Annotated in this window: 15 protein-coding genes; 2 read left to right on the forward strand and 13 right to left on the reverse strand. The window is 62.3% G+C overall.

The window, feature by feature from the left end:
* Positions 1–421: 421 nt before the first annotated feature.
* The 9 genes from msrQ to mrcB all read right to left on the reverse strand — a co-directional run bounded on the left by msrQ (position 422) and on the right by mrcB (position 10,285).
* On the reverse strand, positions 422–1,036 hold the full coding sequence (gene msrQ, locus HU770_RS22120; RefSeq protein WP_186665523.1) for a protein-methionine-sulfoxide reductase heme-binding subunit MsrQ: 615 nt from the start codon (positions 1,034–1,036) through the stop codon (positions 422–424).
* The gene (gene msrP, locus HU770_RS22125) at positions 1,036–2,049 is read right to left on the reverse strand and encodes a protein-methionine-sulfoxide reductase catalytic subunit MsrP (RefSeq protein ID WP_186652583.1); all 1,014 of its coding nucleotides are present in this window, start codon (positions 2,047–2,049) and stop codon (positions 1,036–1,038) included. The genes msrQ and msrP overlap by 1 nt, the downstream gene beginning before the upstream one ends.
* Positions 2,050–2,128: 79 nt before the next feature.
* The gene (gene pssA, locus HU770_RS22130; RefSeq protein WP_027594991.1) at positions 2,129–2,980 is read right to left on the reverse strand and encodes a CDP-diacylglycerol--serine O-phosphatidyltransferase; all 852 of its coding nucleotides are present in this window, start codon (positions 2,978–2,980) and stop codon (positions 2,129–2,131) included.
* 149 nt (positions 2,981–3,129) lie between these two features.
* On the reverse strand, positions 3,130–4,146 hold the full coding sequence (ilvC, locus tag HU770_RS22135) for a ketol-acid reductoisomerase (protein WP_033701544.1): 1,017 nt from the start codon (positions 4,144–4,146) through the stop codon (positions 3,130–3,132).
* 55 nt (positions 4,147–4,201) lie between these two features.
* Positions 4,202–4,693, reverse strand: a complete 492-nt coding sequence (gene ilvN, locus HU770_RS22140) for an acetolactate synthase small subunit (protein ID WP_003250040.1) — start codon at positions 4,691–4,693, stop codon at positions 4,202–4,204.
* Between the two features lies 1 nt (position 4,694).
* Positions 4,695–6,419 carry an acetolactate synthase 3 large subunit gene (locus tag HU770_RS22145; protein WP_033702567.1) on the reverse strand — a complete coding sequence of 575 codons (1,725 nt, stop codon included), beginning with the start codon at positions 6,417–6,419 and terminating at the stop codon, positions 4,695–4,697.
* A gap of 414 nt (positions 6,420–6,833) precedes the next feature.
* Positions 6,834–7,160 carry a YqcC family protein gene (locus tag HU770_RS22150; RefSeq protein ID WP_186652584.1) on the reverse strand — a complete coding sequence of 109 codons (327 nt, stop codon included), beginning with the start codon at positions 7,158–7,160 and terminating at the stop codon, positions 6,834–6,836.
* Positions 7,160–7,948, reverse strand: coding sequence for a tetratricopeptide repeat protein (locus HU770_RS22155; RefSeq protein WP_186665525.1), 789 nt, complete (start codon positions 7,946–7,948; stop codon positions 7,160–7,162). Before HU770_RS22155 ends, HU770_RS22150 begins: the two co-directional genes overlap by 1 nt.
* A 15-nt stretch (positions 7,949–7,963) precedes the next feature.
* Positions 7,964–10,285 (reverse strand): penicillin-binding protein 1B, encoded by a 2,322-nt coding sequence (gene mrcB, locus HU770_RS22160; protein WP_033701549.1) that lies wholly within the window; start codon positions 10,283–10,285, stop codon positions 7,964–7,966.
* Between the two features lie 116 nt (positions 10,286–10,401).
* Between mrcB and HU770_RS22165 the strand changes: the two genes are divergently transcribed.
* Positions 10,402–11,964, forward strand: coding sequence for an AAA family ATPase (locus HU770_RS22165; RefSeq protein WP_186652586.1), 1,563 nt, complete (start codon positions 10,402–10,404; stop codon positions 11,962–11,964).
* A gap of 215 nt (positions 11,965–12,179) precedes the next feature.
* Complete coding sequence (locus HU770_RS22170) at positions 12,180–12,458, forward strand: TfoX/Sxy family protein (RefSeq protein WP_047583985.1); 279 nt, start codon at positions 12,180–12,182, stop codon at positions 12,456–12,458.
* A 178-nt stretch (positions 12,459–12,636) separates the two neighbouring features.
* On the opposite strand, the gene HU770_RS22175 is transcribed toward HU770_RS22170, so the two are convergent.
* From HU770_RS22175 to HU770_RS22190, 4 genes are read right to left on the reverse strand one after another with little or no spacing between them, the layout of a single operon-like run.
* Positions 12,637–13,524: a ChaN family lipoprotein gene (locus HU770_RS22175; protein WP_186665534.1), complete on the reverse strand. Its 888-nt coding sequence runs from the start codon at positions 13,522–13,524 to the stop codon at positions 12,637–12,639.
* A gap of 12 nt (positions 13,525–13,536) precedes the next feature.
* Positions 13,537–14,304, reverse strand: a complete 768-nt coding sequence (locus tag HU770_RS22180) for a heme ABC transporter ATP-binding protein (RefSeq protein ID WP_186652588.1) — start codon at positions 14,302–14,304, stop codon at positions 13,537–13,539.
* Positions 14,304–15,287 (reverse strand): iron ABC transporter permease, encoded by a 984-nt coding sequence (locus HU770_RS22185; protein ID WP_186665562.1) that lies wholly within the window; start codon positions 15,285–15,287, stop codon positions 14,304–14,306. The genes HU770_RS22180 and HU770_RS22185 overlap by 1 nt, the downstream gene beginning before the upstream one ends.
* A gap of 50 nt (positions 15,288–15,337) precedes the next feature.
* Positions 15,338–16,222 carry an ABC transporter substrate-binding protein gene (locus tag HU770_RS22190; protein WP_186665536.1) on the reverse strand — a complete coding sequence of 295 codons (885 nt, stop codon included), beginning with the start codon at positions 16,220–16,222 and terminating at the stop codon, positions 15,338–15,340.
* Positions 16,223–16,351: the final 129 nt, after the last annotated feature.

Raw genomic sequence — 16,351 nt, forward strand, 5'->3', positions numbered from 1 at the left:
TTTCGATCGGAGCACTTCCACCACTACCTGGCTCGATCAACTCATTGAAACTCAAGGAGTTTTTCGTTCCGACTACGCTGGAAGTGGGGCGCATTATAAGGGGATTCGAAATCGCGTCAACCCTTAATGTTCATTAAAGTGAAATAACCGCAGAAAAGACCGCATCAAGGCTGACAGGTGCCCGCCATTACCCTTTCGGCGCCTATGAGATCGAGCGCCGCCCGCGCGGCGCATCGCGACGCAAGGCCGCTCCTACATTTGTTTCGGGCCAGTTATTCCAGAGGCATTGGCGCGCGACCCCTTGGTGTTCGCCTCAATATCGCGTCGTACGAACAAGGCGGTCGCGCGCAAATGGCACAGGCCTCACTGGTCCGAAACAAATGGAGCGACGGTTCGGCGCCCCCCGCAACGAGCATAGCCCCTACGAAGCCACTCTCCCCCGCCGCCCCACCAACCGCGGCACGCGCCGCGCCACTGCGGGAATCCGCAATACCATCAGCAAACCACCAATGCCCGCATAGATAGCCCACTCCCGCAGGTCCGAGCGCACAATCCACAGAAAATGCAGCAACCCCAACCCCAGAATCACATACACCAGCTTGTGCAGCTTTTTCCAACGGGCGCCCAACCGCCGCTGGCTGTACCGATTGGAGGTGACCGCCAGGGCCAGCAAACCAAGAAAACCCAGCGCACCCACAAAAATGTAGGGCCGCTTGCGTAGCTCGACAGCCAACTGCCCCCAGTCCAACCCCAGAATAAAGAACAGATAACAAAGGATGTGCAGCACGATATAAGCAAAACACCACAACCCCAGCTGCCGGCGCACGACGATCCAGCCCGACCACCCGGTCAGCCGCTGCAACGGCGACATGCTCAACGTCACCAGCAAGAACGTCAGCGCACCCAAACCCAGCCGGTCCATCAGGATCTTGCCCGGGTCAGGCCCCAGCAGGCTCATCGCCGCTTCATACAACCACCAAAGCGGCAACGCGCCCCCCACTATAAAGATGGCCAGGCGCAACCAGGGATAACGCATCAATAGTTCTTCCGCAGGTCGAGGCCGGTATACAGCGACGCCACCTCATCGGCGTAGCCATTGAACATCTGGGTCTGCCGCACATTGGGGCTGAACAGGCCACTGGGTAAACGGCGTTCACGCGCCTGGCTCCAACGCGGGTGATCGACTTCCGGGTTGACGTTGGCATAGAAGCCATACTCGTCTGGCGCCAGCCCCTCCCAGGTGGTTTGCGGCTGCTCGGCCACCAAGCTGATACGCACGATCGACTTGATGCTCTTGAACCCATACTTCCACGGCACCACCAGCCGCAGCGGCGCGCCATTCTGGTTAGCCAGCTCGCGGCCATACATGCCCACCGCCAGAATCGCCAAGGGGTGCATCGCCTCATCCAGGCGCAACCCTTCTCTATAAGGCCAGTCGATCAAGGCAAAGCCTGAGCGCTGCCCGGGCATATGCTCCGGGTCCTTCAACGTCTCGAATCGCACGTAGCGCGCTTTCGATGTCGGCTCTACCTGTTTGAGTACCTGCGCCAGCGGGAAGCCAAGCCAGGGGATGACCATTGACCAGGCCTCGACACAGCGCAACCGGTAGATGCGCTCTTCGAGCTGATACGGCTTGACGAAGTCTTCGAGGGCATAGCGCCCTGGCTTACCAACCTCGCCATCGACCACCACCGACCACGGCTCGGTCTTCAAGCTATCGCCATTGGCCGCTGGGTCGCCCTTGTCAGGCCCGAACTCATAGAAGTTGTTGTACTGGGTCGCATCTTTGAACGGGGTGATGGCCTCACCCTTGACCGTTACCGCCTGCCATTGCGTGGCAGCAAGCTTGTCGCTGAACCAGCCTGGTGCGGCGCCCGCCTCGACATCAGCGTAACGGCTGGCCTCGGCCGCATGCGCCAGGCCTGGCAGTGCGCCCAGGGCTAGCCCTGCCAGCGAACCACCGAGCAAGCTGCGACGAGAGAGATAGAGACCTTCGGGGGTGATCTCCGATGCATTGCACTCGGACGACCTGGGTAGCTTGATGAGCATGGACGGCTCCACAGCACTGGATAACGGATGTACCAGTAAGACTATGGAGCCGGAGGGTTATTCCATCATTAAATCATTGTCACGACTTACGACGGCGAGACCGCAGCAGGAACTGGATCGGCCCAGACGCCGCGTAGGCAAGGAAGATCAGCAGCAGAATGCGGGGCGGGTCACTGAAGACCACCGCGAATACCAGCACCACAGCCAGGATAGCCACAAACGGCACGCGCCCTTTGAGGTCGAGCTCCTTGAAGCTGTTGTACTTGATGTTACTGACCATCAGCATGCCCGCAGCCGCAACCAGCAGCGCCACCAGGAACGACAGCTTGGAGCCCTGGATGCCGTAGTCACTGAAGGCCCACACGGTACCTGCAACCACCCCGGCAGCCGCGGGGCTGGCCAGGCCGATGAAGTAACGCTTGTCGGCGGTACCCACCTGGGTGTTGAAGCGCGCCAGCCGCAGAGCGGCGCCCGCCACATAGATGAAGGCGACCATCCAGCCGACCTTGCCCATGTCGCCCAGTGCCCAGCCAAAGGCCAGCAGCGCCGGGGCCACACCGAAGGCGACCATGTCCGACAGCGAATCGTACTCGGCGCCGAAGGCGCTCTGGGTGTTGGTCATGCGTGCTACACGGCCATCAAGGCCATCGAGCACCATGGCAACGAAGATAGCGATGGCGGCGAAGGCGAAGTACTTGCTTGCCTCGCGCGGGTCACCGGCGCTCAGCGCACTCTGCGCGCTCATCGAGTTGATGATGGAATAGAAGCCGGCGAACAGGTTGGCGGTGGTGAACAGGTTGGGCAGCAAATAAATGCCGCGATGCCGGACCTTGCGCCCTTCGGCGTCATGGCCTTCTTCAATGTGCTCATCGACAGGTAGCAGGCTTTCGGCGTCGGAGGGCTTGTTCGGCTCTTCGGGACGTTCGCTCATGTAGGGTACCTTGCAACAGGGTGGAATATGTTCGACACGGGCCTGCGAAACAGGTTCTGACGGCAGGCCACTGGTCTGCTTTATACCAGATGCCGGCTGCCTAAACGAAAAAACGCGGCCGAAGCCGCGTTTTTCATGTTGCGAGAAACTTAGTTCTTGGCTTTGTCGACGATCTTGTTCGCCGAGATCCAAGGCATCATCGAGCGCAGTTGCTCGCCGATGACTTCGATGCCGTGGGCAGCGTTGTTGCGGCGCTTGGCGGTCATCGATGGGTAGTTGGTGGCACCTTCGGAGATGAACATCTTCGCGTACTCGCCGTCCTGGATGCGCTTCAGAGCGTTGCGCATGGCCTTGCGGGATTCTTCGTTGATGACTTCTGGGCCGGTGACGTACTCACCGTACTCGGCGTTGTTCGAGATCGAGTAGTTCATGTTGGCGATGCCGCCTTCGTACATGAGGTCAACGATCAGCTTCAGCTCGTGCAGGCACTCGAAGTAGGCCATTTCTGGCGCGTAGCCCGCTTCGACCAGGGTTTCAAAGCCGGCTTTGACCAGCTCGACGGTACCGCCACACAGAACAGCCTGCTCACCGAACAGGTCGGTTTCAGTCTCGTCCTTGAAGGTGGTTTCGATGATGCCGGTACGGCCGCCACCGACGCCTGCAGCGTAGGACAGCGCAACGTTCTTGGCGTTGCCGGAAGCGTCCTGGTAGATAGCGATCAGGTCAGGGATGCCGCCGCCTTTGACGAACTCGGAACGCACGGTGTGGCCCGGGGCTTTCGGCGCGATCATGATCACGTCGAGGTCGGCACGCGGAACAACCTGGTTGTAGTGGATAGAGAAGCCGTGGGAGAAGGCCAGGGTGGCGCCTTTCTTGATGTTCGGCTCGATCTCGTTCTTGTACAGAGCGCCTTGGAACTCGTCCGGGGTCAGGATCATGACCAGGTCGGCAGCAGCGACAGCGGTAGCCACGTCGGCAACTTTCAGACCGTGGGCTTCGGCCTTGGCAACGGTGGCCGAGCCTTTACGCAGACCGACGGTAACGTCTACACCGGAGTCTTTCAGGTTGCACGCCTGGGCGTGGCCTTGGGAACCGTAACCGATGATGGCGACTTTCTTACCCTGGATGATGGAAAGGTCGCAGTCTTTATCGTAGAAAACTTTCATGAAAATACCCCTGGTTATATCTCGGCCCCTGCGGAGCCATCGCTAATTTTTGAATTTAGATGCTGAGCACTTTGTCGCCACGGGCAATGCCGGTGACGCCACTGCGCACGGTTTCGAGAATCGATGCGGTGCCGATGGCCTGGATGAAGCTGTCCAGTTTGTCGCTGGTGCCGCTCAGTTGCACGGTGTACACACTGGCGGTCACATCGACGATCTGGCCACGGAAGATATCCGTGGTGCGCTTGATCTCGGCGCGCTGGGCTCCGGTGGCCTTGACCTTGACCAGCATCAGTTCGCGCTCGATATGAGCGCTTTCCGACAGGTCGACAAGCTTCACCACTTCGACGAGCTTGTTCAGGTTCTTGGTGATCTGCTCGATCACTTCGTCATGGCCAACGGTGGTCAGCGTCAGACGCGACAGGGTCGGGTCTTCGGTCGGCGCCACGGTCAGGCTTTCAATGTTGTAGTTACGCTGGGAGAACAGGCCAACGACGCGAGACAAGGCACCGGGTTCGTTTTCCAGCAGCAGGGAAATGATGTGCCGCATATCAGGTACGCTCCGTCTTGCTCAGCCACATGTCACGCATCGAGCCATCCTTGATCTGCATCGGATAGACGTGCTCGGTACGGTCAACCGCGATGTCGATGAACACCAGGCGGTCCTTCATCGCAAACGCCTCTTCCAGCTTCGGCTTGAGGTCCTTCAGGCTGGTGATGCGGATACCCACATGGCCATAGGCCTCGGCCAGCTTGATGAAGTCAGGCAGCGACTCGACATAGGAGTGCGAATGACGGCCGTTGTACGCCATGTCCTGCCACTGGCGGACCATGCCCAATACACCGTTGTTCAGGTTGACGATTTTTACCGGCAGGCCGTACTGCATGCAGGTAGACAGCTCCTGGATGTTCATCTGGATACTGCCTTCGCCAGTGACGCACGCCACGTCCTGATCCGGGAAGTTGAGCTTGACGCCCATGGCCGCCGGGAAACCGAAGCCCATGGTGCCCAGGCCACCGGAGTTGATCCAGCGATTCGGCTTGTTGAAGCGGTAGTACTGCGCCGCGAACATCTGATGCTGGCCAACGTCGGAGGTGACGAAGGCATCGCCCTTGGTCACTTCGCACAGGGTTTCGATCACGGTCTGCGGCTTGATGACGCTACCGTCCCCTTTGTTGTAAGGGAACAGGTCGCCATCGCCACGCCACTCGTCGATCTGCTTCCACCAGGCTTCTGCGGCGGCCTTGTCAGGCTGCTCGCCGATTTCCTTGAGGATGCCGAGCATCTCGTTCAAGACGCTGTCGACCGGGCCCACGATAGGCACGTCGGCCTTGATCATCTTGGAAATCGACGCAGGGTCGATGTCGATGTGGATGATCTTGGCATTCGGGCAGAACTTGGCCGGGCCGTTGACCACGCGGTCATCGAAGCGCGCGCCGACGGCGAAGATGACGTCGGCATTGTGCATGGCCATGTTGGCCGTGAAGCTGCCGTGCATGCCGAGCATGCCGACGAACTGACGGTCAGTACCCGGGTAGCTACCCAGACCCATGAGGGTATTGGTAACCGGCAGGTTCAGCGACTTGGCGATTTCGGTCAGGGCTTCGGAGCCACCGCCGAGGATCACGCCACCACCGGCATAGACGATGGGGCGCTTGGCAGCCAGCAGCATCTCGGCGGCCTTGCGGATCTGGCCGGAGTGGCCACGTACCGCCGGGCTGTAGGAGCGCAGCTTGACCTTCTTCGGATAGACGTACTCGAACTTCTCGGCCGGGTTGGTCATATCTTTTGGAATGTCGACCACGACCGGGCCGGGACGGCCGGATTGCGCCAGATAGAAGGCTTTTTTCAGAACTTCAGGGATCTCGGTGGCGTTCTTGATCATGAAGCTGTGCTTCACGATCGGCCGCGAGATACCGATCATGTCGGTTTCCTGGAAGGCATCGGTACCCACCATGGTGCTAGGCACCTGGCCGGAGAGGATGACCATCGGAATCGAATCCATGTAGGCGGTGGCAATGCCGGTGATGGCATTGGTCGCACCCGGGCCGGAGGTTACCAGCACCACACCGGCCTTGCCGGTGGCACGGGCGTAGCCGTCCGCCATATGGGTCGCAGCCTGTTCGTGACGAACCAGGATGTGTTCGACTTCCGGTTCCTTGAACAGGGCGTCGTAAACATGAAGAAGAGCACCGCCAGGGTACCCGTAGATGTGCTTAACGCCTTCGTCACGCAAGAAGCGGACGACCATCTCAGCGCCAGATAAAAGCTCCACGTTGTTCACCTCTAAAACGCCAGAATACCGTCCCTAGTGGACGGGTCTTAATAGGTTTACTGCCAAGCAGAGCACGAGCGAACGTCAGCACTGACTGAGCAAGTATTGGGAGCGCCCCAGAGTGTTGCGGGGTTTTCCCACCCAGCGCGAGGTAACGCGTTGCGGGGTGTTACAGGTCGGCGCGGGTGTGCGCCTCATGATCTGCTTAGCGGGTCTGCTTCTGGCAGTCCCTCTACAGCGGAAGTTGGATTCTTGTGATTTGGCGGCTACAAGTCAAGAAAAATTATTGCCAATTTTTCCTCAAGATGAATTCCTGCCACCACTAAAAAGGATAGCAGCAGCAGAATTAAGAAGATTTCCATAAAAAAGGGCCACAATCTGCGGCCCTTGAAGGAAAAAGAGAAGAAATCAGGCTCAAGCAGCGATCAATTGATCGAACTCTGCTAGCAGGCGCCGTAGCTCGCGACTCTGCTCCGGGCGATCGGTGAACACCGTTTCGGCCATTACCAGAATGCCCGATGCGTTAGGCAGCGGCTGGCCGAGCTCGATGATGATCTTCATGCGCGGCAGGAAGATCCATTGCAGCCACTGCTCCAGGCTCATGGTGTCGACCGCGAAGGGCACGGTGCTGGCCAGCGCTTCATCGCTGGGCGGCTCATCGTCCCACCAGCCCTGCACCTTCAGTTCACGCTCGATCAGCAGCAGGTGGTCGGCGATGTCCAGAATGCGTTGCTCGATCATTACGAGTTCACCCGTGCCTTCTGCCGCGCCAGCGCCGCACCGGCACTGTCACCTTGCTTCTCGCGGGCCTGGGCGATGGTGTTCCACAGTTCGGCCTGCAGGTCAGGGCGGCCATTGGCATAGGTCAGGGCTCGGCGGGCCAACTGCTCGGCCTGCGCGGCATCACCCTGGGCCAGGCGCACCTGGGCCAGGCGGAACAGCACCTGCGGTTCGCGCGGCGCGATACGCTGGGCACGCTCCAGGCTCGACGAAGCACCATTGAAGTCGCCACTGCCCTGTTGTTGCTGGGCAGTGGTCAACAGCGCCAGCACTGGCCCGTCGAGCTGTTCATCGGCAGACAGCCCACCGGCTGCGGCAGTGCTACGCGGAATACCGGTCGGCGCGCTGCTGGCTTTCACCGGGCTGTTCATCGACGCGATGTCGAACGGTTCGTCGGCAATCGGGTTGGGGTTGGTGGTCATCGGCCCGGTGGAGACCGGGCCAGGGGTAATCGGCATGGCGCTGATCGGTGCCGCCCCATTGGCGGCCGGGAACGTCTGGATGCCCGAGGCACCGGCACCCTGCGGAATCATCACAGTCACGCCGGAGTCCTCAGGCAGCGTTTGCGCTTGTGAGGTGCCGCTGTTCATGCCAGCCGCCGAGCGGTTGGCCGTTACGCGTTCACTGTTGGACACGCGCGTGCTCGAGTCGACCACCGGGATATTGCCACGCTGGACGCTGGAGCAACCCTGAAGCACAACCAACGCCGTCAAGGCAGGAAACAGCCACTTATTCACTTCACACCTCATCAATGCAGCTCGCGCTTAATTCATCCAGCCTTTGACCCAGTCCATGACCGATTCTGCCGGATTCTGCTCACCGCCACAGGTTGCCCCGGCGGGCGGTTCGCTGCCGCGAATATACGGCATCTGCACCGCTCCCGGACAGCTGCCATCAGAACCTTGCCCGCTGTACGGGTCGATCCAGGCTTGCACGATGTTGTCCGGCTGCGGCATGTCCAGCGGCAACGGGTCGGCCTTCTTCATGAAGCTGGTCCAGACCTGCAGGGCGCCAGTGGCACCGGTGAACGGCGTCTTGCCGTTATCGTCGCGGCCCATCCACACCACCGCCAGCAGGTCCTGGCTGAAGCCGGAGAACCAGCTGTCACGCGAGTCGTTGCTGGTACCGGTCTTGCCGGCCAGGGTGAGCGAACGCGGCAACACGTTGTACACCGAACGGCCGGTACCTTCGCGCATCACCCGTTGCATGGCGTTCTGCACCAGGTAGATGGAACCCGGGTCGAAGGTTTGCTGAATCTGGAACGGGTAGCGCTTGAGCGGTTCGCCCTCGGCGGTCAGCACGCTGCGGATACCGCGCATCGGCGTGTTGAAACCACCGTTGGCAATCGTCTGGTACATGGTCGCGACCTGCATCGGCGACATGCCACCGGCCCCCAGCAGCATCGCCGGGAAGGCTGGCCAATCGACATTCACGCCCAGCCGACCAATGGTCTTGATCACATTGGGCACGCCCACTTCCAGGCCGAGCTTGGCCGTCGACAGGTTGTAGGAGTTGGCCAGGCCCTGGTACAGATAAATGGTGCCATGGGGCCGGCGGTCATAGTTCTGCGGGCGCCAAACCTGGCCGTTGGCCCCTTTGACCGAGAACGGCTCGTCCTGTATCCAACTGGTCAGGGTGTATTTGCTGGGCTGCTCCAGGGCGGTCAGGTACACCGCCGGCTTGACCAGCGAACCGATCGGCCGCACTGCGTCGATGGCCCGGTTGAAGCCGGCAAAGCCCGACAGACGGCTGCCGATCAGCGCTTGGACTTCCCCGGTTTCCGGGTTGGTCACGACCATCGCCGACTCGACCTCATCAGCCCCCTTGCGCCCGGCCAGGCGCTTGAAGGTCTCGTTCATCGAGGTTTCGGCCTTCATCTGCAGGATCGGGTCGAAGCTGGTGAAGATACGCAGGCCTTCTTCGGTCAAGTCTTCGTCGCGGTAGTCCTGGCGCAACTGGCGCTTGACCAGGTCGAGGAACGCCGGGAACGAGCTGTCTGCCAGGCTGCCGCGCTTGGTCACGCCCAGCGGCATCTTCTTCGCCGCCTCGATCACGTCCTTGCTCGCCACGCCCTGCTCGGCCAGCAGGTCGAGCACCAGGTTACGACGGGCCAGGGCGCGGTCAGGATAACGCCGCGGGTTGTAGTAGGACGGCCCCTTGACCATGCCCACCAGCAAGGCGATCTGGTGCAGCTTGAGCTCTGACAGCGGTTGGCTGAAGAAGAACTGGCTGGCCAGGCCGAAGCCATGCACCGCACGCTGGCCGTCTTGGCCGACGAATACCTCGTTGAGGTAGGCCTCGAGGATCTCGCGCTTGTCGTAATGCAGCTCCAGCAGCACGGCCATCATCGCTTCAGTCAGCTTGCGGCTGAGGCTGCGCTCGCTGGTGAGGTAGAAGTTCTTCACCAACTGCTGGGTCAGGGTACTGCCGCCCTGGCGCATGGCCCCGGACGAGGTGTTGACCCACACCGCACGGGCGATGGACTTGGGCGACACGCCAAAGTGGCTGTAGAAGTCGCGGTCCTCGGTTGCCACCAGGGTTTCGAGCAGGTACGGCGGCACCTGATCGATCTTGATCAGGATGCGGTCTTCGAGGTTTTTCGGGTAAATGCCGCCGATCATCAGCGGCTCCAGGCGTACCACATCGAGCTTGCCGTTGTTGGCGCCGGAAAGCCCGGCGACATAATCGCCAGAGAAGCGCACGCGCACGAACTGCGCCGGCTCCATCCCTTCGTAGAACTGGAAGCCACGGGTATTGAGGTCGACGGTATTACCGTTGACTGCCGCTGCGCCCGGGCCGTTGGCCGCGCTTTCACGGCGATAGCCAAGGGCGTCGAGTTCGGTGAGGAAGTCGTTCTTGCTCAGTTTTTGGCCGACGAACAGCTCCAACGGCCGGGCATACACCTTGGCCGGGATGGTCCAGCGCTTGCCGGAGAACTTTTCCTGGACGACAGCATCGAGGTAAACCGCGAAGCCGGCGATGATCACCAGGCCGACCAGGCTGAGCTTCAAAGCCCAGCCCAGCCAGGCGCGAGAGCGGCCGGTCGGGCGTTTCTGAGGGGTACGAGCGTTTCGAGTTCGAGTCATGGCGGCGGATTATACGCACTTTGTAAAGGCTGGGCAGGCGCCCCCGGCGGTATGCAGGGACGGCACCATTGACCATAATGGCGCATTCGAATTCCCTGCCCTCGGAAGGATTTCCCGTGAGCCAAGCTCTTATTACTGCGTTGCAGAACCCAGCCCTCTACCCTCACCCCGTGGATGGGTTCCAACTCATCGAGACGCATATCTCCTGGGTCCTGCTGACTGGCGACTACGCCTACAAGGTCAAGAAGCCAATGAACTTCGGCTTCCTCGACTTCACCCGCCTGGATCAGCGCGCGCATTTCTGTAACGAAGAATTGCGCCTGAACCAGCGCCTGACCGAAGACCTGTACCTTGAAGTGCTGCCGATCACCGGCAGTGCCGAAGCCCCGCAAATCGGCGGCGAGGGCGAGGCCATCGAGTACGCACTGAAGATGCGCCAGTTCCCCCAAGGGCAGATGCTCAGCACCTTGCAGGCCAACGGCGAGCTCAACGCCGAGCACATCGACCAGATGGCCCGGCAGGTTGCCGAATTCCACCTGCAGACGCCCAAGGTGCCGGCAGAGCAACCTTACGGCTCACCTGAAAGCGTGATGGCCCCGGTCGAGCAGAATTTCGAACAGATCCGCCCATTCCTCACTGACAAGGCCGACCTGCAGCAACTGGACAACCTCCAGGCCTGGGCACGTAGCAGCTTCGAGCGGCTCCAAGGCCTGTTCGCGGCCCGCAAGGCCAATGGCTTCACCCGTGAATGCCACGGTGACATCCACCTGGGCAACGCCACCGTGATCAACGGCAAGGTGGTGATCTTCGACTGCATCGAGTTCAACGAACCGTTCCGCATGACCGACGTCTGGGCCGACACCGGCTTCCTGGCCATGGACTTGGAAGACCGCGGCCTCAAGTGCCTGGCCCGGCGCTTCGTCAGCCAGTACCTGGAACTGACCGGCGATTATGAAGGCCTGGAAGTGCTGAACTTCTACAAGGCCTACCGCGCCTTGGTGCGCGCCAAGGTGGCGCTGTTCAGCATGCCGGCCGATGCCGATGGCGTGCAACGCGCCACGACCCTGCGCACCTACCGCAACTACGCCAACCTGGCGGAAAGCTACAGCGCCATCCCTTCGCGGCTGTTGGCCATCACCCATGGCGTCTCGGCAGTGGGCAAGAGCCACGTGGCGATGCGCCTGGTCGAGGCCCTGGGCGCGATCCGCGTGCGCTCCGATGTCGAGCGCAAGCGCCTGTTCGGCGAACAGCAGCAAGCAAACGTCGGCCAGCTGACTGCCGGCATCTATGACCAGGATGCCAGTGCCGCCACCTACCAGCGCCTGCACGAGGTAGCGGAGACGGTATTGCGCGCGGGCTTCCCGGTCGTGCTGGATGCCACCTACCTCAAGCGTGAACAGCGCCAGGCGGCGGCAGATGTCGCCAACCAGACGGGCGTCCCCTTCTTGATCCTCGATTGCCACGCACCGGAGGCGGTCATTGCCAGCTGGCTGGCCCAGCGCCAAGCCGCAAACAGCGACCCGTCGGACGCCACCCTGGAGGTGGTCAAGGCGCAACAGGCCAGCCGTGATGCGTTGAGCGAGGAAGAACTGCTGGTCAGCAAGCGCGTCGACACCCAGGAAGGTGCCAGCATGGACCAGGTGATCGAACAGGTGCGTCAGCGCTTGCCGGGCCTGTAATCCTCGCAGGGCCCCTGTGGTAGCGGGTAAACCCGCCCCACTGGGGCCCTGCCACACCAAAAGAGGCGGCTACTGAAAGCCAGAGGCCCCGTATTCAGGGCTGCTCGTCGCCACAGATGGCAAAAAGCCGCGCATTTTCCAAGCCCCGCTACACTCCTCTCTGACCTGCTCGCGATTTATCCCCAAGACCCGTTCAGCCATCGCAAGGAGGCTCGATGAACGATGAATTGCAGCATCTGAAGAATCTTGGCAAGACCTCTGCGCAGTGGTTGCACGCAGCCGGTATCCACAGTGCGTCGGATTTGCGCCGCCTGGGCGCGGTGGGTGCGTACCAGGCGGTAAAAACGCGAGGGTTCCGGGCCTCTAAAGTGCTGTTGTACGCCATAGAAGGCGCGTTGCTGGACATGCACTGGAATGATTTGCCGATCGAACGAAAGGAAGCGCTCAATCAACAACTGGATGAAAAAAGACCTCCGCAAAAAAATTCAAAATAAACCTGTGCAGGGGATTGACTCCGAAATGAGAATCGTTATGATTATCACAACTGGTCGCGAGACTGGTTGGATAAACTGAAAGCCCCTGGTTCGGACTCTCAGATTATCTCCTCATCAGGCTAATCACGGTTATTGACCCGGCTTTTTGCCGGGTCTTTTTTTTGCCTGCCGTTTGGCCTTACTGACGCAGTTGAGCGCAATAGTCCTGCTCAGGCACCGCCGCCGTGAACCAGACATAGTCGGCCATACCCGCCTCGACCTCTTCCCCCACCTCGGCCAACAGCACGACCGCGCTGCGCCCCTGCGCCCCGAGGTCGGCCAGATGCAACGGCACCCCCAGGTCCTTGCGTACGTGGTAAGCGCCCGCCAACAGCAAGGCGGGCTGCGGTGCCGCCATCAAGCGTTCGGCCATGCGCCGGTCACGTTGCTGCTGGACCGCAAGCATGGCTGGCAACTGGCTTTGCGGTAGCAGGCCGCAGTGCCCGATACGCACCTGCTCAAGCAGCGCGGCCTTCACCCCTGGGGCATTGGAACGCGCGCCCGACAACGGCGCCGGCTGGCGATAGGCTTGGCGCATCTGCGCGGGCGAAAGGTTGGCGGCCAACAGCGCAATGTTGCCCTGCAAAGCGTGCGTCACAATAGGCCCGTACAGCTGCCAGTCCCAGCCATCCTCCCAGGCCAGTGCCTTGGGCAGGTCCGCAGGCAGCGTTTGCTGCGCCTCAAGTGTGTCGACCAGCGGCTGCTGCTCGGGCTGCAGCATCTCCAGCAGCAGGCTGCCCTGGGGGCGCTGAGCCTGCAGGGCGCGCAACAGCCACAACTGCAACGCATGATGATCGGGGTTGTCATGCTTCTCCCCTACCAGCACACGTGGCGCGTCGGCCAACTGCCTGACCAGTTGCTCAGGGCTGATGAGCCGGCCGCTGGCCAGGTCCGTGATTTGCCCAAGCTGGGCGTGGGCACGCCCTTCGGGGCTCTGCCAGCCCGGTAACGGCGGCAGGCTGGCCTGGCACCCCGCCAACGCCAGCACCAGGCACAGCGCAAGACCGGACAGCAACGGATGGCGCATCGGCAATGCCTCCTAACGCGTGATGATCAGCGGGTGGCCGCGCTCGGGGTGCGCCTGCACCAGCACATCGATGCCGAACACCGCCTTCAGTGCCCCCGGCGTCAACACCTCCTGGGGTGATGCAAGGGCATGGCAGCGGCCCTGTTCGAGCAGCAGGATACGATCACAGTAGCGTGCCGCCAGGTTCAGGTCATGCAGGATCACCAGCACCGCAGCGCCGCGATCAGCGAAACGCCGCACCGCTTGCAGGGTCGTGTGCTGGTGCAGCGGGTCGAGCATCGAGGTCGGTTCGTCAAGCAGCAGTGTAGTGCCCTGCTCACCTGGCCACAGCTGGGCCAGCACGCGGGCCAGGTGTACCCGTTGCCGCTCACCGCCCGACAATGCCAGGTAGCTGCGCCCCAGCAGGTGCCAGGCATCCGCCGCACGCAAGGCCGCTTCGACGATCTCGGCGTCGCGCAGCTGGCCGCTGCCATGGGGCATCCGCCCCATGGCCACCACCTCTTCGACCCTGAACGAAAAGCCCAGGCTGGACACCTGCGGCAGCACCGCCAGGCGCTGTGCCCGCGCCTGCCCGGCCCAGTCAGTCAATGGCCTGCCCTGTAGCGTCACTCGCCCCTGGCCGGGGGCCAGTTCGCCACACAACACCCCCAGCAGGCTGCTCTTGCCCGCGCCATTGGGGCCGAGCACACCCACGACCTGCCCCGGGGTCAGTTGCAGGTGGACGTCATGCAGCACTTCATTGCTGCCCCGCCGCAGGTGCAGGCCCTCGACTTGCAACATCAGCTACGCCCTCGAATCAGCAGGGCCAGGAAAAACGGCGCACCGATAAGGGCGGTGACGATACCGATCGGCAGCTCGGCCGGCGCCAGCACCAGCCGCGCCACCAGGTCGGCGAACAGCATCAGCACACCGCCGGCCAGCAACGAGGCGGGCAACACCACCCGATGGTCGGGCCCTGCCAGCAATCGCACCAAGTGCGGCACCACCAAGCCAATGAAGCCGATCAGCCCGGCGGCGGCCACCGCCGCACCCACCCCCAACGCGGTACAGAACACCAGTTCGCGCTTGAGCCGCTCCACCTCGATACCCAGGTGCCGCGCCTCCGATTCACCCAGCAGCAAGGCATTCAGCGCCCGCGCACGACGCGGCAACCACAGCGCCACGCCCCCGGCCACCATCAGCAGCGGCCACAACCGCTCGTAGCTGGCGCCATTGAGGCTGCCCAGGTTCCAGAAGGTCAAGGTGCGCAAGGTGGCATCATCGGCCAGGTAAGAGAACAAGCCCACCGCTGCGCCGCCCAATGCGGTCATCGCCACGCCGGCCAGCAACATCGTGGCGACATTGGTCTGGCCGTCACGCCGCCCCAGGCGATAGACCAGCGCGGTCACCCCCAGGCCACCGATAAAGGCACACAGCGACAACAGATAGGGCGCGAGCACATCGGGCATGCCGCCAAACCAGCTGCCACCGACGATGGCCACCGCAGCGCCCATCGCCGCCCCGGCAGCGACCCCCACCAGCCCCGGGTCGGCCAGCGGGTTGCGGAACAGCCCCTGCATGGCCACGCCGGACAGCGCCAGCACCGCCCCGACCGCCAGCCCCAGCAAGGTGCGCGGCAGGCGGATCTGGCCGAGGATCATCTCGGCCTGCTGCAGGTCATCACCCGCCACGGGCAGCCCCAACAAACGCAGGCCCGCGCGCAAGGTATCGAACAGCGGCAGGCTGACCGGCCCCAGGGCCAGGGACAACCACACCGCCAACAGGCACAACAGGCTCAGGCAGACGATCAGTGTGCGTGGCTGAACGCGCTGCTTCATTGCGCGAAGCTGGCCTTGGCTGCTGGGTAGAAGGCCCCAGCCAGCGTGCGCAGGGTCGCCGGCAAGCGTGGCCCAAGGCCGCCCACCAGCAGCGTCGGGTCGAGTGACACCAGGCGCTGCTCACGCACCGCACGGGAGGCCGCCAGCGCCGGGTTCTCCTTGAGCAACGCCTGCAGCGCCTGCTGATCGGCCAACGCACGGTCGGAAAACACCACCACGTCCGGGTCCAGCGCTGCCAGCGCTTCGCTGGAGAAGTTCTTGTAGCCTTGGTGCTCCGCCAGGTTGCGCGCCCCGGCCTGTCGCAGCAGCCAATCGCCCGCGGTGCCTTGGCCAGCGATCAACGGCTTGGCACCGGCATGGCCAACCAGCAGCAACACGCCGGGCGCCTTCTGGCCCGCCTGGGCCTGCTTGACCTCGGCCTGCAGCGCATCCAGCTGCTGGCGATAGCCTGTTGCCAGCGCAGTGGCTTGTTGCTCTGCACCAAGCAATTGCCCCAGGTGCCTGAGGTTTTCATCGACCGCGTCGAGTTCGGCCTTGCCCGAGAACAGTTCAACCCGCACGCCCGCCTTGCGGATCTGCGCCAGCACCGGTGGCGGCCCCATCTCTTCGGTACCCACCAACACATCAGGACGCAGGCTCAGAACGCCTTCGGCGGACAACTGCCGCTGATAGCCGACACTCGGTAGCGCCTTCAGCGACTCGGGGTGTTGGCTGGTGGTATCGACGCCAACCAGGTGCGCTTCGCCGCCCAGCGCACTGACCCATTCGCTAAGCGCGCCACCAGCGCTGACCCAACGCTGCGGCAGTTCGGCAGCCAGGGCCTGGGTAGACAGCACTAAACCTGCGCACAGGGCGATCAGGGCGACGGGACGGCGCATCATCGGATTTCCTTCTGAAGGCGGGCCGCGCGCCTTGTGGCGGGCGGCGGAACTGCGCACCATAGACGGCTGGGCGCAGCGAATGCGGGCAATTTGATAATTATTCGCATTGAAGCGTCAAGCCATCACGTG

The sequence above is a fragment of the Pseudomonas sp. SWRI68 genome, from assembly GCF_014269165.1.
GTDB classification, from domain to species: Bacteria; Pseudomonadota; Gammaproteobacteria; order Pseudomonadales; family Pseudomonadaceae; genus Aquipseudomonas; species Aquipseudomonas capeferrum.